The following is a 19,339-nucleotide window of genomic DNA, read 5'->3' as shown; positions in this document are numbered from 1 at the left end:
GTCAGGTGGGCATGGCGTCGGCGCCGGCCTCGACTTCGGCCAGCCGGCGTGCCAACCGCAGCAGGCGAAACAGTTTTACCAGGCCGCTGTCGCTGAGGCGCGGCGCGGTGCCGTGGGGGCGCAGCAGGGGCGTCAGTGCCTCGGCCAGCGTGCAAGGCGCGGCAAGGGCTGCTGGTCCCGCGTAGCCCGCCTCCAGCGCCCGCAGCAGCGCGAGCATGGCGTGGGCCAGGGGCGCCACCGCAGCGGGGTCTTCGTCGCATGCGAATCCCAGGCCGTGGTCGGTGGCGGCGATGCGGTCGGCTGCGCTCCCCTCGGCGGCGATCTCGCGCGCGAACTGCGCGATGTGCACGCGCAGGCGGTCGGGGGTGTCCAGTCCGGGATCGATGTGCCAGACGTCCGAGATGGGATAGAGGCCGCCGGCCTGCACGGGAATCGCCTGCACGACGTTGTCGGCGAAGGAGGGCGATGCTTCGCCGTGGTGGTCGGCCACCAGCTTCTGCAGGGATTGCAGGCGCTCGGTGCTCGCGGCAGGGGAGACGACATGGTCCTGCACGCGCGCCTCCATCGGATCCGGCGTGTCGCGGGGCGAGACGAGGGCGGCATGGTCCGCATCCCGTGCGCCGGCGGCGCGCGGGGTGGGATCGGACGGCGCGCGGGGCGTTGCAGGGGGCGTTTCAGAGCGTATCTCGGGGCGCGTGGAGGCCGCTGCCTGCGATGCAGGCGCTGCCACGCCGCCCGGGCTCGGCGAGGGTGCGGGTACGCTCAGCAGGGCCCGCTGGCGGCTTTCCACACCGGCGATGTCCAGGGCCAGCGTGTCGTAGTCCGCCTCCAGCCACTGCGCCATCTGCCCGATCAATTCGTCCTGCACGCGCTCGTAGGAGAAACCGTCAGGCAGTGCATCGAAGCCCGAGAGCACTTCCTGGAACAGGTTCGCGAATTCCATCGTCGGCGCCTGCGCGATCGCGCGCTGCGCCCAGGCGTGCTCGCCGGCCTTGCGCAGCAGCGACAGCCGCTCCACTTGGTGGCGCCCCAAGCCCGCGTAGAGGAGCGAGGGAATCGCGGGCAGCAGGTACTGCACGGCGTCTCGCATCCGACTGATGTGGGGCTGTGGCACGGGGTAGCCATCGGCCGCCAGGCGCCGCGCCAGCTCCGCCTGCGTCATCGGCTTGCCGCCATTCTCCTGTTCGTAGAGTTCGCGGGCCTTCTCCACGCCGAGCGCACGCTCGATGAAGGTCAGGCTCCCATGCAGTTCGTTCTCGGCCAGATGGCCGGTGAGGGCGACGATTTCCCCTCGGGCGGGCCAGGGCCGGAACAGGCAGGGAATGCGGAAGAACCGTTCGTCCTTGGTCTCGGCCCACAGCTCGCGCAGGATGGCCAGCCGCGTGTTGCCGCCGTTGCGGATGGTGTAGTGGGCCTCGCCGGGCCGGCGCGTGATCGCGGGCGCCGCATCGAGTCCCCGCTCGCGGATGGATGCCTTGATCTCGGCGTAGAGCGGATTGACCGTGACGCGCGGGTTCAGGTCGTACGGGCGCAACTGGTCCAGCGTCACCACCATCGGCGTGTCGGCGATGGGGTCGGTCAGCTCCGAAGTGGCCGGTCCCGTGCGATGAAACGCCTGTGCCAGCAAATGGTCGGCAAGGCCTGAGTCCTGGCGGGTGGCCATCACGGCCCCGTCTCGCGCGCGTGCGCGGCGCGACACCGGCAGCTTGCGGTGCCTTGCCGCACTCGCGCCAGTTTGCCGAAGCTGGAGGGCGCGCCCAGATGGATGCAAGGCATGCCGCGCTTGCACAGGCATCGGGATGCGTCCGAGCGAATCACGAACTCCCAGCCCTCGGCTTGGGCGAAAGCGATCAAGCGGCGCAGGGCGCGCCGCATGGAGCGCAGATCAGGCAGGGAGGCCATATGGAAATTTCCCGGAGACCCGTAGGAAGCGCTCGCGCCACTGCGGAAACAACTCGCTGGCCAGCGCGCACTGGCTTTCCAGGGCCGCCGGTGCGGCGCGGCCGTTCGGGCGGCGGTATTCCATGCGGTGGACGGGAACGCCCCGCAAGGCAGCCCGTGGATAGGCCTCGATCGCCGGGATCGGCGTCTCCAGGACCTGGATGCCGGAGCGTTGCTGGAAGACTTCGCGCAACGCTTGCTGGATCTGGCGCGCGTTCGCGGAGACGGGGTGAATGCGGTTGATGAGCAGGCGCAGGGGCGGCGGCTCGATACCCAGATGCTGGTATGGAGCGAGCTCCTGCATCAGTTGCAGGGTGCCACGCTGCAGTTCGCGCGCAGCCAGTATCTCAGGGGTGACCGGGGAGAGGGATAGGTCCGATGCCAGCACAGCCATCTCCAGCAGCACGCTGCGGGCGCCCTGCGTGTCGATCAGCATCAGGTCGTAGTGCTGCTGGAACGCGGGCAGCAGGTTGCGCAGTCGAAGGCGCCCGTCTGCGGCATGCAGCAGCAAAGTATTCAACTGACCTTGTCCATCGTTTGACAGGACGATGTCCAACCGCTCGATCGACGAGCGTGAGGCCAGCTGCCCGAGGTCGCGTTCGTTCCAGGCCAGCAGCTCGTAAATGCCACCGGGTGCGCGATGGTTGAGTGTGAAGTAGCTCGACAACGTGGGCTGGATATCCATGTCGAGCAGCAGCACTCGCAGGCCGGCATCGGCGGCGAAGCCACCCAGATTCGCGGCGGTGGTGGTCTTGCCGACACCGCCTTTGGTCGAGATGATCGACACCACCCTCATGCCTGGGGTCTCCGTTCGGCATGCAAAAAAGAGGGGGCAAGGCGCCTCATGCGCGCTCCCGGTCTGCGAGCCATTGGTCGATCTCCGCTTCGTACCAACCGACCGCGCGCACGCCCAGGCGCACCCGCTGAGGAAACTTCTTAGCCTTCATCAGGCCGTAGATGTGCGCCCGTTTGATTCCGGTTCGGGCTTCGACCTGTGACCGGCGCAAGATGCGGCGGTTGGAGGGCGTGTCGGGGGACGGGTTCTGCAAAGACATGATGGCCATTCCTGACGCTCGCTGGCGTTGTTCGGACAGGTAGCCAGTGGAATCGGATTCAGTCCCTTTGGACACCGTAAATGCGGTTTTCCCGACCGCACATACGGTCTTGCGCTGGAGGTGGCTGACGTGCGTTGACCTGCCGCTTGGCGCGCGCGAATTTGCCTTGCAACGTGCGTTCGGTCAGTCCCATCAGCCCGCCGTTGTGGGCCAGCAGAGCGCTGATCACGGCTTCCTGGGTGCGGAAGTCGGAATACGGCTTTCCGGACGGCGACTTGCCCAGCAACAAGTCCATGAGTGCCCCGATGATGTTGAGGTAGGTCGTTTCCGCGCGATCACTGAGCGGTGACGCTGGTGCCTCGGGCGTGGGGACGGCAGCTTGCCGTGACAGTAGCGCCTCGTACCGCGCTTGCAGGGACCGGTTCTGCTGTTGGCACTGGCGCAAAAGCGCATGCGTTGCGGCCTGTTCCGCCAGCATTGCCTGGCCGACCTCCACGGTGATGATCGGATGGGCGGCACGCTCTGTAGCGGAGAAGAGAAAGCGCGGTCGTTGGCCAGGATAGCAGCGCTGCATCCACGCCCGAAGATCGGTGTGCCGCACAGTCAGGCCCTCCAGATCGAAGTGCTCGGGGGTGCCGGTTGGGGGCGTCGCACCGCGTGCGGTAAGGCCGTTGTATCCATACGCCAGTTCCTCATTGAGGATACCGTCGTAGATGCGTTCGGCATTCAGACTCAGCGCAGGCCAGCGGGGGAAATCATGGAGGGTGGGGGTCTGTCGATGCCCAAGGACGTTTAGGATCATCGCTTCGTGGCGGTGCAGACCACTCCAGCGGATGGCCGCTTCGATCGGGCGGTAATACACTTTGCATAATGGGCTTGATCGGGCTTCGTTTCTCAAGAGCATCTGTCGCAACTCCATTGCGAACTCCTGCTTCCCCCTGTCGCGCGTGATCTGTCCTGCAGCTTTCCATGGCAAGGTGGTCCCTGGCGGATGCGCGCTCGAGTGCTGGATCAGGACCTGTGCCCGTTCCATCCATCCGCATTGTTGGTAGGAGTCCGAACTACTGGAAAAACGCTGTATTGCAGCGTGCGTGGTACCGGGAACGCGTGTTGTTCTTGCCGGCACGCGATGCCTCCCGCATCGCACGTGCTGTTTTGTTCCGCCAGATAGAATCTATGTTGGTCATCGCCGGGTAAATCCCCCCGCAGTAGGTGTCATGTAACGCGCTGTGTGGCTTCTTGATCGCCGCTATCAACGGCGATCGAGTGGGGCTGCGCATGTGCTTACCAACGCACGCCCTCCAGGGGATTCCAGCTGGTACTGCCCTTGATCTTATGAAGGTAGTAGCCGTAGTTGGCGGTCATGCCCACCAATAGGGCGTACGCAAAGCTGAAGGCACGCAGCACGTATTCCGGCAGGAAAGCGCAGATGAAGCCCACCACGAACGACACGCCGATCAAGACCAGCGCCTTGCGCCACATGCCCAGAACGAAGTAGTAGATGAATCCGAAGAAGAACGCATAGAAATTCATGTTGAGCTTGATCTTCTGGCCCAACGACAACGTGCTGGACCGCATCGCTGCTTTGAAGGTGGAGGATTTCGGCTCGCCGTAGCGGTCATAGAAATCGAATCGAAACTGCCATTTGGGGCTGTATTGCGAATAGTCCTGGGCCGTGTCGTTCATAGGTGCATGTCCTGCGGATGGAATGGGCGGTGTGGTGTGATGCAAGGCGGCGCAGGCTCGCGTACTAGCGTAAGAGCCTTGAGAGCCACCCTTTCTTGGGCTGTGCAAGTTGTTGGGCCAGCACGTAGTTCTCGCGCACGTCCGGCCTGTCGTCATGGATGAGCGATGCCTCGTAGGCGCGGACCGCGGCAGGAAAGTCACCCGCATCGAAATGGCTGTTGGCCAGCATCATGTGCAGCTGCGCCACCGACTGCGGATCGTCGCGTGTGATCGCATCGTTGATCCGTTCAGAGGCGCGTCGACCTGCTGCCAGCGTGGCCCCCACATCCTTCAGCACGTAGTGGCAATTGGCCTGGTAGTAGCAGGTGTAGAAGTCCAGATGGCCACCGTGCTCGATGGCGTTGTAGTCCTGCAGTGCCTGGAGTGGATCGTTCAAGTGATACAGCAGCAGGTAACCGCGCGCCCCGAGTGCATTGCGAAACACACGGGCATTCTGGGCTGCGGCGGCATCGTGCACCAAGCTACCGTAGGAAGCGAGTGCCTCCGCATAGGCCTGCCGGTTCACCAGCAGGCTGCAGTGTGCCAAGCGCAGTTCAAGATCCTGCGGACTGTCCTCCAATGCCTTCTCGATCAACCCTTCGTCCATCGCCGATGGGGACGTGCCGCCGAGTTGCGATGCAGCCAGTGCCCGATGCACCGACAGCTTGGCGTAGATGGCCAGGCACTCTTGCTGCATGTCCTCCGACAACGACTGGTAGGTTTCATCGGCGGCATCGATGATCTGCAACACGTCCTCGCTCTGGCCGATGCGGTTGAGGTAGCTGCAGGCCGTCTGCGCACAATCGAAGAACAGGGCCGGCTCCAGGTCGTAGTGCTGCAGCAGCGTCAGCGAACTGTCGGCCGCTTCCTTGGCCATGCCGAGGTGGCGATAGGTGTCGCGCAGGTTTTGGCGCAGATACTGAAACTCGCTGTGCTCCAGGCCCTGTTGAATCAGTTTCAAGGCTTCTTCGTGCCGGCCCTGGGCGTTATACAGCTGACCCAGGTTGTTGCAGCACATCGCAAACGTATGGCCGTCGGCATTGAAGGGATTGCCTTCGTGATGAACGAGGCAGAGGGCATACAGGGCGCTGCAGCGCTCGTACAGCGCGACTTGAATGGCTGCGATGTACGCTGCATCGGCCGCGTCATCGATGTCGGCAAGCCATTTACCCAAGGTCACGCCGGCGCGGTAGTAATTGCTCGCCTCGTCGTCGCGCAGGTCCAGTGGCAGTTCCCGAAAGCTGCTGCCATCGGGACGCAGTGCCATCTCGAACAGGCGCACCTGTAGGTCAACCTGCGGCTGCAATGTATTCGATTGCCGATAGGCCGCGATCGCCCGCGGGTGGTCGCCCATCCAGTAGCAGGCACTGCCCGCCAGGCGATGCGCCAAGGCATTGCCTGGTGCAAGATCGATCGCTTTCTGTGCCCACTCCCAAGTGCTGCGCAGGGCAGTAGCCCGGTTGGCGATGAACTGGTCGCTGCAATCGAGGTAAATCGAGCATTGCATCAGCCAGGGCCATTCAGCATCCTGGCCGCGCTCGGCGGCGGCGCGACATTGCTGGAAAACCGACGCGATCGCCTCGTCCTCCAGGTGGCTGAACACTGTGCTGCCAGACCACAGCCGACACAGGTGCGCGTAATCCCCGCGGGCAAGCGCTTCCTGGCCGGCTTGGATCAGTGCGTCCATCGGGCAATCCTCTGCTGGAAGGCCAAGGGTTGGACACGTTTGAACGAGAGGAGACGGTGCTCGGCGCGAATTTCACTATTCATGCGATGGTCTGGAGGAAGTCTTGAATGTGTTTCGTTAATCGACGGGTCCCCATGCCACGGCATCAACCGTGCATTCCAGATCGGCATGGGGTGTGAGCAGGGCGTAGGCGCATCGCATGAGAACCGGCACCCGGTGCGTGGGCGCCGGTCTCCGGGGCCTCACTCAGGCGCGGCCGAGGCTGACGTCATGGCGGCGGTTGGCGAAAAAAGCATTAGCCGCCGGGCGCAGCAGGAAGAACACAACGATCGCAAACAGGATCGCCCCTGGAATCAGCGCCAGCTTCATGGGCGATGTCGCAAATCCGATCACCAGCCCGATGACGCCCCAGCCGATGTAGAGCGTTCGTCCCCAGGCCTTGCCCTTGAGGAAGGCGAGGGCGCAGACCAGCTGCACCGCCATGCCGAAATAGCCGATCGCATACTGAAGCCACAGGGGCAGAACGCCCTGGCGCATGACGTTCTCTGCTGCGGGGTTTCCGTGGGCCATCACGAAAGAGGCGACCGACAACACGCAAGAGACGATCAACAGCCAGGCAATCACGGTAAGGGAGGTGGGACGGGGTGTTTTCATTTCCTTTCCTTGGGGTGGTGTGAACGAACGCCCATTGGGGCGAGTGGTGCGGGAGGCGTTGCGTCGGGCTGCACTCGGCCGGTGCGGAGTGATCGCCCCGGGCAACGTCACTGCTCGGGTGGCGGCCTAGTAGAGCGGCGTGCCACCGAACTTCTGGGTGTACTGGAGAGTCAATCGCCGTCCGGTCGTGTCGAACCAGGACGTGTCGTAATACGGGTAGACCGTCGCGCTGCGGTCCACCGGCGGCATCGCATCGAAGAGGTTCGTCGCGGCGAGCGACACTTGCGCACGCGCGTTGAAGCGGTACTGCAGCGTGCCGTTGAAGCGGTAGGTCGCAGCGATCCAGGGGCTGGCTCCGCTGCCTGCTTGATAAAGCTCCAGGGACGAGTCCTCACTGGGGAGGCGTCCCAGGCGCTGGCCCTGCAGGCTGGCGGCCCACGCATTGCGGGACCAGAGCAGGGTGGCGTTGGCTTTCGTGCGCGGTGCGTCGTAGCCACTGTTGACCGCGAATGCGTCCTCTATGGCGCCACCGCCTTGGAGCTGGATCCGGTGCTGGTGCACCCAGGTGTAGCTGCCGATGAAATCGAGCGCTCCTGCACGCGTCTCGATCCGGTAACGCAGGCTGGCATCCACGCCGCTGGTGGTTTCCCGCGCTACATTGATCGGCACTACGGAGACCGCATAGAGGGCGCCCTCTGCGGTCCGCTCCACGCGCTCGACCGCTTGGCGGCATGCGCTGGAGGCCGGGTCCCGTTGTCCGAGCTTGCAGTCGGCCTCATCGCGCAAGACGCGGTCTACGCGAAGGTCCTGCACCTGGTCGCGCATGTCGATCGAGAAATAGTCCATCGACAGGTCCAGGCCCTGATGAGGGGACCACACCACGCCTGCGGTCCAGGCCGTGCTCGTTTCCGCCTTGAGATCCCGGTTGCCACGGCGGCGACGCACCAGCGACTCGTCGTTGAAGCGGCACGCGGCGGTGCTGGCCTGGGCGTCCTGGGTGGCACAGCGGTAGTAGTCCACGCTTGTGGCTTCGTCGTTGCCTTCGCCTGCATAGAGGTAATGCAGGTCGGGGGCACGAAAACCTGGTCCATAGGAACCCCGCAACAGCAGGCTGTCGCGGGGGCGCCATTCCAGTCCTGCGTTCCAGGTGAAGCGACCGGGATGCCGTCCCGTGTAGCGGTACTGGTCGTAGCGCCCGGCCAGGCTGACGTTCAAGCGCTCGGTCGCCGGCAGGCGCAACTCGCTGGCCAGCGCCCAGCGATCACGGCTTCCGCTGCCATCGGCATCGCGCCAGCTGTAGTAGTAATACTGCGTCGCCAGGGGATCGGGGTGCAGGTCGTAGGACTGCCCGCCGACTTCGGCCGTCACCGACAGTGCGGCATTTACGCCTGGAAAGGCTCCCAGCTGGGTATTCGTCAGTGTGGCCGAGAGGGTGTCCGTGCGCGAGCGCGGCGTGTACTGCGTGCGCTCCGCAATGGCCTCGTATTCGTCGCGGCGCAACGGGGCATACAGGCGAGCGGGATCTGCATCGAACACCGCGGTATTCGAGCCGGGATCCGTGCCGGTCGGTTGCCCGAGGAACAGCCCGTTCGCACGTGCAGCCACGATGCGTGGCCAACTGATGCGTGCCCGGTACTGCGAATGGCTCAGGGTCGTTTCGTAGGACCACGCTTCGCCAAGCTGCCCCTTGATGCCGGTGGCGATGCTCAGGGTCTTTTGCCGGGTATCGATCATGTTGCGTGCCAGGCCTCCCATTTCCTCGGGAGTGAACTGGCGGCTCCAGTACTCGACCTGGCCTGTCGCACGGTTGTAGAAGTCGCCTTGCTCGTTGCCGTCGGCGTCCATGTAGGCCCAGCTGGGCACATCGCGAAGCAGCGAGACTGCGTGCGAGCCGAGCTGAAGGTCGGCGAACCAGTGCGATGACGCGTCCAGCGCGTAGCGCAGCGAGGCGTGCGCATTGAAGCCAAGGCGCCGATTCAGCACGGTGCCGTAGCCGATGGACGCGGGGCTGCCGCAGTAATAGCCGGGGCCACGCTGGCCGGACGCTGGATCGACGGCACCTTGCCCGGGGCGCGCACTGTAGCTGGTGCTGTTGCCGTTAAGTTCCTCCACAGGTGCACAGGCCGATTCGCCCGGATCCAGGTAGGCACCGGAGGCATCGGCGCGCAAGAACGTGCGGCGCGGCGCGGCCGCGTGCTCGCTCGGTGCGTCGCGGGTGGAATCCTGGCGGCTGCGCTGGTACGCCCAAAGCGGTTGCTGGGAGGTGAGCTGTAAGCCAAAAATGCCGTCGAAGGCAGTGTGCGAATAACCACTGGAAATTCCCAGTTCCAACGACTGCGCATCGCCCCGGTCCGTTTGGCCCATGCGCGCGTCGAACGTGGTGCCGTCGGTGCGCTGCTTGAGGATGAAGTTGATAACGCCGGCGATGGCGTCGGAGCCGTAGATGGCCGATCCACTGCCGGTCAGGACCTCAATGCGTTCGATCAGGCCCAGCGGCAGGCCGGAGACATCGGCGACGTTGCTGCGCCCCATGAAAGGCATGGGGAAGTCGGCGATGCGTTGCCCGTTAACCAACACTAGCGTGTGGTTCGGCCCCAGGCCCCGCAGATCCACCTGCTGCGATCCCGGACTGTAGTCGGCGTTGCCGAGTGACTGCTCGCTCTGTGTCTGGCCGATGTTCTGGGTCATGGCGCGCAGCACCTGCGGTACGGTAGTGAAGCCGCCGGCCTGGATCTGCTCGGCGGTGATGACCGCAAGCGGTGCCGGTCCTTCGACCTGTGAGCGGGCAATGCGCGAGCCGGTGACCTTGATCGCCTGCAGCGCAATCGGCGCCGGTGTGCGAGGGCGCGCTGCCTGCGGGCCTAGCTTCGCAGCGGGTGTACTCGCCGGTGCCGGTTGCAGCAATACCGCGCCGGAAGCATCGCGGTGCGCCATGAGGCCAGTGCCCCGGAGCAACTGCTCCAGCGCTTGGCCAGCGCCCTCTGCGCCATGGGCGCCGGGGCTGGAGACACCTTCAACCTGCTGCGGCTGGTACAGCACTTGCGTCCCGGCGCGGCGCGACAGGGTGTCCAGCGCCACGCTCAGCGGGCCGGCGGGGATGTCGATCGTGGTGGGCGTGGCGATTGCCTGCAGCGCGGGCACTGCACAGCAGATCAAGCCGAGCCATTGCGAGCACGCACGAAGCGACATCCGGTCCTTCTTTCCTGTTCACGGCGCACCGTTGCGCCCGCTAATAAAGACGAATAAATGCGCTATATCCCCCACGCTATCAGCTTCGCCCGTTACCGGCGCTCCCGAGGCGCAGGGTAAGCAGCCGGGCGCGGAGAAAGAAGACGCTGCGAACTCCAGACTCTGCGCAGACGTTCTGAGCTCCCCCTTTTCTTTTGCAATCCCATTCGCATGAGTGCCCTAGGGAATCCTCACCAGAACGCACGAGGCGACAGTAGAAAGGGAGCTGCCGCTGCTGTTGGCTCCGCTAGACCTTTAGGCCGTTCGTCGCACCTGCGGTGACTAGGCGGTTCCCACGGCCGGCATGTAATATTGCTGTGCCGCGCTATGGATTGCGGCGTGCGCCGCGCCTTATGATGGGCTGGCGACCAGGCGGGGGCCGGCGTCAAAGCACAAAAATCAGGGAGGAGAAATCGCAATGCCTATCGTGTTCGTGCATGGAGTCAACAACCGTACCAAGGACGCCGGTTATAACGACCGCGTGGAGCGCACGCGTGGTTTCTTCCAAACGCTGCTTGCTCCCAGTATCGGTATCGATCCAGCCAAGTTGACGACGTTCTTTCCATACTGGGGCGAGAGTGGTGTGAAGTTCCGCTGGAACCATGCCTCGCTGCCCCAATTGGACGATGGCGTGGAAACGCTCAGCGTCAGCCCATCGGGGCAGAATACTGCGGGACTGAACCTGTGGCTAGGCGAGGCCCGCCATCATTACGGTCCCGGCGCGGTCAGCCTGAGCGATGTGAGCCGCGATCGCGGCTTCGCGGAGGCGGTCGATTTGGCTTGGGATACCGCCTCGGCTGTCGCTACCAGTGAACCGGCATATCGCGATATGTTGGAAGGATACCTTGCCTCTCTGGCGTATCTTGAGGCAAACCGCGCACCTACATGGGCCTTGGCCGAACCGGCTCTGACAAACGAAGAGTTCGTCCAAAAGCTGCTTCAGGAGATTCAGCCCTACCGCGCCACGATAGCAGGCAGGTCAGTCGAGTCGCTGGGTTTGAAAGACTGGTTCCAGTCCTTTAAAGAGTCGATCAGTCGACTGGGTAAAGCACCGAGCGACGCTGCCACCGCGCTTCTCACCGGATTGGGACGCAATAGCCTGCATAAGAACGCCGCGCGTTTTCTCGGAGACGTCTTCGTCTATCTGTCACAGCGGGGCACCCGCGAGGCGCCAGGCCCCATCGTGCGGCAGGTGCTGGTAGACCTGGACGAGGCGGTGAAAGCCAAACGCTCCGGGGACGACAAGTTGGTGGTCATCGGTCACAGCCTGGGCGGCGTGATTCTCTATGACATCGTGACCCACTTCAGGCCCGAACTGGAGTTCGATATTTTCGTCTCGGTCGGCTCGCAGATCGCGGTGTTCGAAGAGATGACCCTGTATCGCGTCAGCGACGCAAAGCTGCCTGCGAATCCGCCGACGGATCGTCTCGGCAAGCCTAAATCCTTCCATCGCTGGCTCAACGTCTACGACTCCAACGACGTCTTTTCATTCCGGACCGAGGGGGTGTTCGAGGGTCCGGACGACTATCGCTTCGACACGGGCTACGGGCTGCTGCAGGCGCACGGCGGTTACTTCGCACGCCCGAGCTTTTACAAGCGCCTGGCCGCACGCCTGAGCTAGGAGGATTTGGTGGCGCTGATCTTCGAATCGACCGCAATCCACCAAGATCCGGCGAGCACGGCCACCCATGTGCTGCTAATCGGCTGCGAGACCTACCCGAATATGGCTGCCGCGGGCTTCGGTGACGGTACGCCGCTGGGCTCGCCGCGCCGCTCCGTCGAGGCCATGGCGGACTGGTTCCTTGGTGGCGCGGATGGCATGAGCCCTGCGCGGGGATTGCCGTCTGACAAGGCGTTCAACAACCCCGACGCGCCGCTCGGTAGTGTCGAGATGCTCACTTCCCCGGAGCTCGACTACACCACACCCGCCAATCTCACGAAAGCCGTTACCCTTTCTACATTGTCCAATGTGCAAAAGGCCTACAAGCGCTGGTTGGCGCGGCTCGAGACCAGCCCAGATAGCCGCGGCGTTTTCTATTTCTGCGGTCACGGTGTGGGTGACGGCGTAGATCAGTACCTCATCTGCGATGACTTCGGCGACGACTTGGATAATCCCTGGCAAGCCGCCTTCCACGTTTCCAACACCTGCCAGGCCGCGATCCGTAGGGCACGCGCAAGCCTTATTTTCTTGATCGATGCATGCATGGAGTTCAGTCCTCAGGTGTTATTGCAGCTAGAAACCCCCCGGCCGCTCATCAACGCTCTGCGTAGCGGCGAACCGCTCTGCACCGATTGGGCGGTGCTGCGGGCCACCACGACAAATCGCCTTGCCTATGCCGATCCGAACGGCACTGCACGCTTCACGAGTGCCCTGCTACAAGCTCTGCGTGGCCACTGTGGCTTGCAGCGCTCGGGGGCGGCTGTGCAGTTCGATGTGACCGTCTCTCAACTGCGCGATGCAACGGCGCTCTTTCTGGCAAGGCTACAGCAGCCGGGCAAAGATCACGCCCAAAAGATTGGATCTCCGCAAGGTGACGGAGCCTGGAATATGCCGCTGCACGTGTTGACCAAGCGACCATCAGTGCTGATGGAGCTTGATGTCAATCCGCATGGGTACAGGCCCGTTGCTGAAGCTTTCATGGAGCGCCACGGCGGGCCACGCGATTCGAAGGCTTTGACTTCAGCGGGTCCGGCCCAGTTCGTCGTCGCGCAAGGCGAGTGGACTTATGGTGTTGGTGGCGGAATTACCGAGCAGAGCGAGGCTGAGCGGATGCTCACGCAGGCGGTTTACTCCTGCTGCTTTTCCGTTCCCAGCACCTGAGGAAATGCCATGCGCTTGTTGAAGGTGGTCATGCTCGGTGATCCCTCGGAATCGAGGATTCTGGCTTTACCCTTCGGTGTTTACGGCCCGAACGGAGAGTTTCTCGGCCAAGGAGTCGTATCCATTGATCAACCTGCGCGAATCGAGCTGACTCGTGAGGCCAACATCCTTTCCCGTGTGCACGTGGTTGCCGTTCGGCCGAACGGCAATCAGCTGCAAGCCAGTGCCCGGCTGCGGGACGAACCAGACCATGAGACCGAAGTGACGTTGGAGGCTGGCAGGCAAAGCCCGCACGAATGGCTGCAATGGGTGACGCCATTCAGATCCCTGGCTCATCTGGCGTCTCCCGCTGGCGATGGCTTCTTATCTGCAGGGCGGCGCCGGGTTGGTGCAGTGTGGGTAACCCTATGGCAATTTCGGAGAGGTCGATGGCAGGCAATTGAGGCTTCTCCCCAGACTCAATACAGGTCGGATGGCGTGCGGATGATCGTTCTGGACGTGCCATCTGAACCCCACTTGCTGCAGATTGGGGGAGATGATGTGGCATGGCGACTGGTCTCGCTTCCGCCGGGTGGCCAGGTGCGCGTCGCGCTCACGCGGCGCGCAGCGGACAGTGGCGACACCATCGACGTTACGGTGGGACGCCAAAAACCGGGAAACGATCTGATCATGTCTTATTTGTCGCGGGGCGAGACAGATCAGGCGACCAGCTTGGCCGAGACATGGCGCGCTGCGGATCTTGCTCTCTATGCAAAGGTCGAAGATCCGGTATCGGCGGCTGCAGGAGCCTATGTGCTACTCAAGTTGAACAGGCTGCAAGGGCGTAGGGGCTGGGTGAAGAACCTGTTTAATTGGTTTCCCTACTTGGCTGATGGCCCGATCGTTGCAGCGGCACTGGAACTCCAACGCCCGCAAACGGACCTGAAGCGCGTGCGTGAGCTCATTGTCCAGGCGATGCAGCGCGGCTTACCCGTGTTCTCCATGGGACTGTCCATCCTGGTTGAAACCATGGCGGCGATTCACCGCGGCCGGCGTGAGTCTTTGAGCTTTCAGGCGAACTACCAGACGGCTCGTGCGCTTTTGCAGGCCCAGGCCTCGAAGGGGCCATATCTGACCTTCTACGGTCGCAGTCCGGTGGAGCCGTCGCCCAACCGTGTGTTCGGGGATTCGGGCGCGCCGAGGGTCGAAACCGCCCCCCAAAGGCTTGGGGACGGATCGACGCGCGTCCGGCGCATAGGTCCCCCTAAAGTCAGGCGCTCGCCACCAAGATCGGTTTCTCCACCCTTGCCGGTTGCTTATGAACGGGAACCGCTGGATCTGTTGAGGCAAGACTGGTTGTCGATTGAGGATAGACTGTCGATGCAGAATTATCGCGACATACAGTTTTCTCGAAACGATCTGAACATTCAGCGCTCTCGCAATGCGCTTCGCGTCTTCGAGGGTGATGAATAGATACGGTCCACTTACAGCGGTACTGGATCGACAACCAAGAAACGGCTTCACGCCGTCTGTCTAGTTTTCCGATTTCGACGCGCAGCACTGCCAAGCATCCAAGCAAGCAGTCGATTCGTTGGCGTCCGCTTAGTAGCGGAACGAGGTGGCGGAATTAAATTTTCTCGAGGTTCTTTCCATACTCCCAAATTAGCGGGCGTGAAGGATGACCTGATCGGCGCGCGATTCGGTGCGTATCGGATAGCTGCGCTCGAGTAACCGCGCGAACCCGTCGGCATTGCGCCAACTGAAACGCCCGCCGATGCGAAGCTCTCCCAACTGGGGATCTGCCAGGATCAATGGACGTGTGCTGAAGCGATTGAACTCGGCCACCGCTTCGCGCAACGGCGCATTGACGAAGCTGAGGTAGCCCGAACGCCAGTCCACTTGCCGCTCCGCTTCGGCGATGGTGCTGCTGCGTACGAGCACCCCGTTAGGGCCGGCCAAGGCGATCCCGCCTGCAGCGATGAGTACCGGCGATTGCGGTTTGCCACCCTTTGGATCGGTCTCCAGGCGTACCGTTCCCTCGGTGACGATCACCCGCACTTCGTCGGCATCGCGGCGCACGGAAAACTGCGTACCGACGGCCACGACGCGGCGCGCGCCGACCTGCACGACAAATGGGCGGCTCCTGTCTTTGGCAACCTCGAAGAACGCTTCGCCTCGCTGCAGCGCAATCTGCCGTTCACGGCCCCCGAGATCGACGCTGATCCGCGTGTCGCTGGCGAGCGAGGACCGTGACCCATCGGCCAGGGCCAACGACCGTAGTGTGCCGGGCATGCTTTGGTAGGCAAGCCCCGCTCGTGGGGGCGCAGGTGGGGCGCGGTCCAGGAACAGCGCGCCGGCAATGGCCATGCCACCGGCCAGTGCAACAGCGAGCGGTGCCTTCCAGCGGCGCCTGGGCCGAGCGGTGCGGGGCAATGGCTCTGTGCGCGCGAGCGTGCCATCGGCAGCCCCGGCGACTGCGTTTCCTGCGAAACGGCCGCGTGGCGGCGGGCCGCCCTTCGGGAGGCCGGCGGCGATCGCCTTTAGACGCCCAGCTTCCCGCCAGGCTGCATCCAGGCGCAGGAACGCAACGCGATGCGCAGTGGACTGTGCCAGCCAGGCGTCGAGTTGCACCTTGTCGGTCGCATCCCACGGCCCGCTCTCGCGCCGCGCCAGCCATTGCGCGGCGACGTCTTCAATCTGCCTGCTGTCCATCGCGCGTTGACTTGATTGCCTTGACGGGCGTCGGAAGCGGGGATGTCGTGGAGCCGTGGAAATAGTCCGCCAGCAGGCGCACGCCCTTGGCCATGTGTTTTTCGACGGTCTTCTCGCTGATACCCAACTGCACGGCGACCTCCCTTTGCGACAGTTCCTGCACACGGCGCAGCCACACCACTTCGCGGCAACGATCTGGCAACCGGTCGAAGGCGTGGACAAGACGTGCGAGCAATTGGCGCCCACCCATCCAGCGCTCCGGGGTGCACTCATCTACTAAGACGAGCAGCGAGTCAGGATCACCCACTGCCTCGATCGACACCACCCGGCTGCGCCGGATGCGATCGGTGACGAGGTGATTGGCGGTGCTGAAGAGAAAAGCTCGTGGGATGTCGGGAAGTCTGCGGCTTGCTGATTCGTACACACGGGCATAGATCTCCTGACGAAGATCATGCACGTCATCCGGGTTCGGCCAGCAGCGCCTCAGATAGGCGACCAATGCTGCTTCATGGATGAGGATATGCTGGACAAACCAGTCGTCGACGGCGCTAGACATCCAGTCAGATTAGCCCAAATCAGGGCCATCCGCACCAGCGATCCGTGCTTGATTGAGGGTAGGGAAATTGGCCACTCGTTCGACATAGATATGTGCAGCAACGCTGATAAAAGTGCATCTGGTCGGATTGGGGCGCAGCGGCCGCAACGATGCAACTGCAGGACACTGGCATAAGCAGGGCAGCACCATGGCAATCGCGGTCTATGTTATCGGCAGACACACGTTGGTGCGCGAGAGCATTGAAATGGTCCTAGCCCACGAGTCTGATTTCGATGTGCATCGCGGTGCAGGCACGGGGACGGAAGCACTGCGCCAGATTCCCGAGGCGTGTCCAGATGTTGTCCTGTGTGATCTGACGTTGCCAGACGCACGCGCTGTAGATGTCATCCCGCTTCTCATCGGGAATGACGGTACTCCGCGTGTCGTCGTCCTGTCCGAGATGGATGATGGGCCCTGGCCTGCGCGTGTCATGCGTGCGGGAGCGTCCGGTTGCATCAGCCTGAGCAGTGAGGTTTGCGAACTGATAAAAGCCGTGCGTAAAGCCGCAGCCGGTCGCCCCTATCTCGCGAGCGCTATCGCGCGGAACCTGGCATTCAGTCCTGGCACGGAAAGCGTTGATCCCTTCGACATGCTTTCGCCTCGCGAATTGGCGGTCGCGGCGCTGCTCGTGCAGGGGGTGCGACAAAAAGAGGTTGCTAGGCGTTTAGGCGTGAATGCAAAAACGGTGGGCACCTACAAGGCGAGATTGCAGAAGAAACTGGGGGTAGCGCACACCGTCGCTCTGCTGCATTTGGCCAAGCGATATGACAGATTGGGAAAACTCGACATGGCCGGACTTTTGACACGATGAACGAATGATTTTAGGAGGGAGCCTGGTAGCACCAGTTGCGCTTGAGTCCATGCAGAGGCAGTGCTGTGACCGCGCACCTGCCAAGGGTGATCGCGGATGGCGTCGCGCAAGGCTGCGCACGGCGCGGCTAGCCAGGATGGGGTGCCATGTTTTCACCTGACGGGCCGACTCTGTTTCCAAAGCCTACTGCACTGGCGAACGCGGTTGAAATGGTCGAATTCGCACTTTAGTTCCCACCCGCCGACATTGCGCGAACATGTGATCAACCCAGGGGCGGCTGACGAGAAAGGTACTGGTGCCTACGTCTTCGTCGGTCGGGACCACATGGCTGGTGAGATCCACCGTGCCTGTGCTGGAGGCCAGCGATTTTCCCCTGGTCACCGGATCCAGTGCGGTATCCGGATCGTAGCGCTCTCCCACTCTGACGAGGTTGACGAGGTAGATGGCCTGTCCTTCATACCAGATCATTGACAAGACGCTGAGACCTGGCTCTTCTGTTTTCGGCCGATCCGGCCCCTGCTGCACGAAACAAAATCTGTTCGTTTGTCCCTGGCTTTTCAGCTCGGTCAAGAATGCCCGCAGCGTGGTGCGGCTGGGCATGCGCCTTGCCTCTGGGCGAGAAAAAGCGGGGTCGATAGCCGGATAGGCTGTGCTTTGTGGGCCGGACGTCCCTGTCGCGGGAGATTCTGCCGCTGTCGCCAGGAATGCGGCAGACAACGCGCATGCCAATGACACGCGGGTAAGAATGAAGCGTGCAACGGTGGGCATGGTCTGATGCTTCGTTGATGAGTCTCTTGCTTTGGGTGCCGGCCGCAAATCGCCTGCAGGCATTTTCAGTGCCTCACCCCAGATAGGGGACCACGGGTTCAAAGCGCACCCGTTTCGAAGGCATGTCCGGGCAGCCTCTGAGCGCACCACGGACAGAAATTCGCAAAAGCATACTGTTCGTTGATCAGCCAGCACGGATCGAGACGAAACAGCTCGAATGAGAATCGAACCTCGGCAGCAGCATTGGTCACTGCCTCGAACATATGAAGGCAACAGTATTTTGCCAACCGTTCCCGGTGTGCGGCGCGTTCTGGGGACAGTTCGTCCAGCCAGCGACCAAGCCAACATTGGCACGATGGGCACGCCTCAATGTGGGCCGCTGCCTCGTAGGTCGCCTTGTCAGGAAAGTTCTCTTTCTCTACTTGGATCGCGCCCCCGAACGTCATTATCAAGGCAGGATCTGTTTCGATCCGGCCTTGCATCGTCATTACGATTTCCCTGGCGGCGCTGCAGGTGTCGGTCGTCATTGTCGGCCTGAGGTAATGCGTTTGAGCGGGCCCGAGTTCAGGTCGCTGCATTGGGTCGGAAGCAGTGAATCGCGCAATACTGCGAACACCATGCAGCAGTTACCGATGGCAGAGGTGGGTCGCATTCCATGCACCGGAGCTTCGGCATGATTGCCGACGTTCAGTGTAGAAATCTGCGCATAGTCCGCCACAGCATATTGATGACCACATGTTCTCCCTCAATCGCAGTGGCCTGTGCTGGCAGATATTTTGCGTCTTCGCTGGCCCAGGTACAGCCCCATCACCAAGCCGAGAACGAAGATTCCCACCGATAAATAGACCTGCAGGTAGTAGCTCCAGCCCTGCTCAGCAAAGAGGTGGGGGGCGATGTCGGGCGAGTGCATTTCCATCAGAAGGCTCGTCAGCCACAACGCAGGGACAACAGAGATGGTTGTCCCCAGCCACGGTCGCCAAGTGGTGATTACTCCACACACTCCGGATCCCGCGAGCGCGAAGACCCAGATATGCGTCGTGGTGGGTACTTTGTCGCTGATCTCAGCAATAGCCAAGGCTGGCGTCAACGAAAGTACCAAGCCTGCCTGTGTAGCCAAACGACGTAGTGCAGGCTTGTGAGAAAGACATCGCATGGGTGCAGGCCTAGCTTTCGTCTGAGTAGGTCGATTCGGGAGCGGGTTGCTCACGCTAGCCGGAGGAATTAGAAGACGCAAGCGGGCAGTGACGCTGTCGCACCTGCTTAAGAGCCGGCCTTCGAAAGCGCGACGGCCTGGACATGTTGCTCGAATCCCGAGGGTGGGGAAACCGACCTCTCGTTCGTCTTGATACAGGCAAGGCAGTTG

18 protein-coding genes are annotated in these 19,339 nt (G+C 62.6%); 4 read left to right on the top strand and 14 right to left on the bottom strand.

Features of this window, described 5'->3' with window-relative positions:
• Nucleotide 1: 1 nt before the first annotated feature.
• The 9 genes from BLT03_RS03265 to BLT03_RS03225 form a co-directional block, all read right to left on the bottom strand.
• Complete coding sequence (locus BLT03_RS03265; protein WP_092740316.1) at nucleotides 2-1,663, bottom strand: ParB family protein; 1,662 nt, start codon at nucleotides 1,661-1,663, stop codon at nucleotides 2-4.
• On the bottom strand, nucleotides 1,663-1,902 hold the full coding sequence (locus tag BLT03_RS03260) for a hypothetical protein (protein ID WP_092740314.1): 240 nt from the start codon (nucleotides 1,900-1,902) through the stop codon (nucleotides 1,663-1,665). The genes BLT03_RS03265 and BLT03_RS03260 overlap by 1 nt, the downstream gene beginning before the upstream one ends.
• Nucleotides 1,886-2,737: a ParA family protein gene (locus tag BLT03_RS03255; RefSeq protein ID WP_092740312.1), complete on the bottom strand. Its 852-nt coding sequence runs from the start codon at nucleotides 2,735-2,737 to the stop codon at nucleotides 1,886-1,888. Before BLT03_RS03255 ends, BLT03_RS03260 begins: the two co-directional genes overlap by 17 nt.
• Nucleotides 2,738-2,783: 46 nt before the next feature.
• Nucleotides 2,784-2,996 (bottom strand): AlpA family transcriptional regulator, encoded by a 213-nt coding sequence (locus BLT03_RS03250; protein WP_092741013.1) that lies wholly within the window; start codon nucleotides 2,994-2,996, stop codon nucleotides 2,784-2,786.
• 58 nt (nucleotides 2,997-3,054) lie between these two features.
• Complete coding sequence (locus BLT03_RS03245) at nucleotides 3,055-3,915, bottom strand: hypothetical protein (protein ID WP_245711222.1); 861 nt, start codon at nucleotides 3,913-3,915, stop codon at nucleotides 3,055-3,057.
• A 365-nt stretch (nucleotides 3,916-4,280) separates the two neighbouring features.
• Nucleotides 4,281-4,682, bottom strand: coding sequence for a DUF2628 domain-containing protein (locus BLT03_RS03240; RefSeq protein WP_092740310.1), 402 nt, complete (start codon nucleotides 4,680-4,682; stop codon nucleotides 4,281-4,283).
• 64 nt (nucleotides 4,683-4,746) lie between these two features.
• The gene (locus tag BLT03_RS03235) at nucleotides 4,747-6,408 is read right to left on the bottom strand and encodes a tetratricopeptide repeat protein (RefSeq protein WP_092740308.1); all 1,662 of its coding nucleotides are present in this window, start codon (nucleotides 6,406-6,408) and stop codon (nucleotides 4,747-4,749) included.
• A gap of 246 nt (nucleotides 6,409-6,654) precedes the next feature.
• Nucleotides 6,655-7,062 (bottom strand): hypothetical protein, encoded by a 408-nt coding sequence (locus BLT03_RS03230; protein ID WP_092740306.1) that lies wholly within the window; start codon nucleotides 7,060-7,062, stop codon nucleotides 6,655-6,657.
• Between the two features lie 126 nt (nucleotides 7,063-7,188).
• Entirely contained in the window at nucleotides 7,189-10,251 is a 3,063-nt protein-coding gene (locus tag BLT03_RS03225) for a TonB-dependent receptor (protein WP_092740304.1), read from the bottom strand.
• A 457-nt stretch (nucleotides 10,252-10,708) separates the two neighbouring features.
• Here BLT03_RS03225 and BLT03_RS03220 point away from each other — a divergent pair, with 457 nt between their 5' ends.
• From BLT03_RS03220 to BLT03_RS03205, 3 genes are read left to right on the top strand one after another with little or no spacing between them, the layout of a single operon-like run.
• Entirely contained in the window at nucleotides 10,709-11,911 is a 1,203-nt protein-coding gene (locus BLT03_RS03220; protein ID WP_092740302.1) for a hypothetical protein, read from the top strand.
• A gap of 9 nt (nucleotides 11,912-11,920) precedes the next feature.
• Nucleotides 11,921-13,111 carry a caspase family protein gene (locus tag BLT03_RS03215; RefSeq protein ID WP_092740300.1) on the top strand — a complete coding sequence of 397 codons (1,191 nt, stop codon included), beginning with the start codon at nucleotides 11,921-11,923 and terminating at the stop codon, nucleotides 13,109-13,111.
• A gap of 9 nt (nucleotides 13,112-13,120) precedes the next feature.
• The gene (locus BLT03_RS03205; RefSeq protein WP_139160309.1) at nucleotides 13,121-14,563 is read left to right on the top strand and encodes a hypothetical protein; all 1,443 of its coding nucleotides are present in this window, start codon (nucleotides 13,121-13,123) and stop codon (nucleotides 14,561-14,563) included.
• Between the two features lie 189 nt (nucleotides 14,564-14,752).
• On the opposite strand, the gene BLT03_RS03200 is transcribed toward BLT03_RS03205, so the two are convergent.
• Nucleotides 14,753-15,802: a FecR family protein gene (locus BLT03_RS03200; RefSeq protein WP_092740294.1), complete on the bottom strand. Its 1,050-nt coding sequence runs from the start codon at nucleotides 15,800-15,802 to the stop codon at nucleotides 14,753-14,755.
• A complete protein-coding gene (locus tag BLT03_RS03195) occupies nucleotides 15,783-16,358 on the bottom strand; it encodes an RNA polymerase sigma factor (protein ID WP_092740292.1) in 576 nt (191 codons plus the stop codon). The genes BLT03_RS03200 and BLT03_RS03195 overlap by 20 nt, the downstream gene beginning before the upstream one ends.
• A 187-nt stretch (nucleotides 16,359-16,545) precedes the next feature.
• On the opposite strand from BLT03_RS03195, the gene BLT03_RS03190 reads away from it, so the two are divergent.
• Nucleotides 16,546-17,208 (top strand): LuxR C-terminal-related transcriptional regulator, encoded by a 663-nt coding sequence (locus BLT03_RS03190; RefSeq protein WP_092740290.1) that lies wholly within the window; start codon nucleotides 16,546-16,548, stop codon nucleotides 17,206-17,208.
• 183 nt (nucleotides 17,209-17,391) lie between these two features.
• Here BLT03_RS03190 and BLT03_RS03185 read toward each other — a convergent pair whose 3' ends face one another.
• The 3 genes from BLT03_RS03185 to BLT03_RS24395 form a co-directional block, all read right to left on the bottom strand.
• Nucleotides 17,392-17,976, bottom strand: a complete 585-nt coding sequence (locus BLT03_RS03185) for a hypothetical protein (RefSeq protein WP_245711221.1) — start codon at nucleotides 17,974-17,976, stop codon at nucleotides 17,392-17,394.
• 98 nt (nucleotides 17,977-18,074) lie between these two features.
• The gene (locus BLT03_RS03180) at nucleotides 18,075-18,503 is read right to left on the bottom strand and encodes a hypothetical protein (protein ID WP_139160308.1); all 429 of its coding nucleotides are present in this window, start codon (nucleotides 18,501-18,503) and stop codon (nucleotides 18,075-18,077) included.
• A gap of 218 nt (nucleotides 18,504-18,721) precedes the next feature.
• Entirely contained in the window at nucleotides 18,722-18,892 is a 171-nt protein-coding gene (locus tag BLT03_RS24395; protein WP_175537654.1) for a hypothetical protein, read from the bottom strand.
• Between the last annotated feature and the right edge of the window lie 447 nt (nucleotides 18,893-19,339).

The sequence above is a fragment of the Paracidovorax valerianellae genome (assembly GCF_900102625.1).
Classification (GTDB): Bacteria; Pseudomonadota; Gammaproteobacteria; order Burkholderiales; family Burkholderiaceae_C; genus Paracidovorax; species Paracidovorax valerianellae.
Note: the sequence above shows the minus strand (reverse complement) of the source record. Positions and strands in the feature narration are given on the sequence as shown.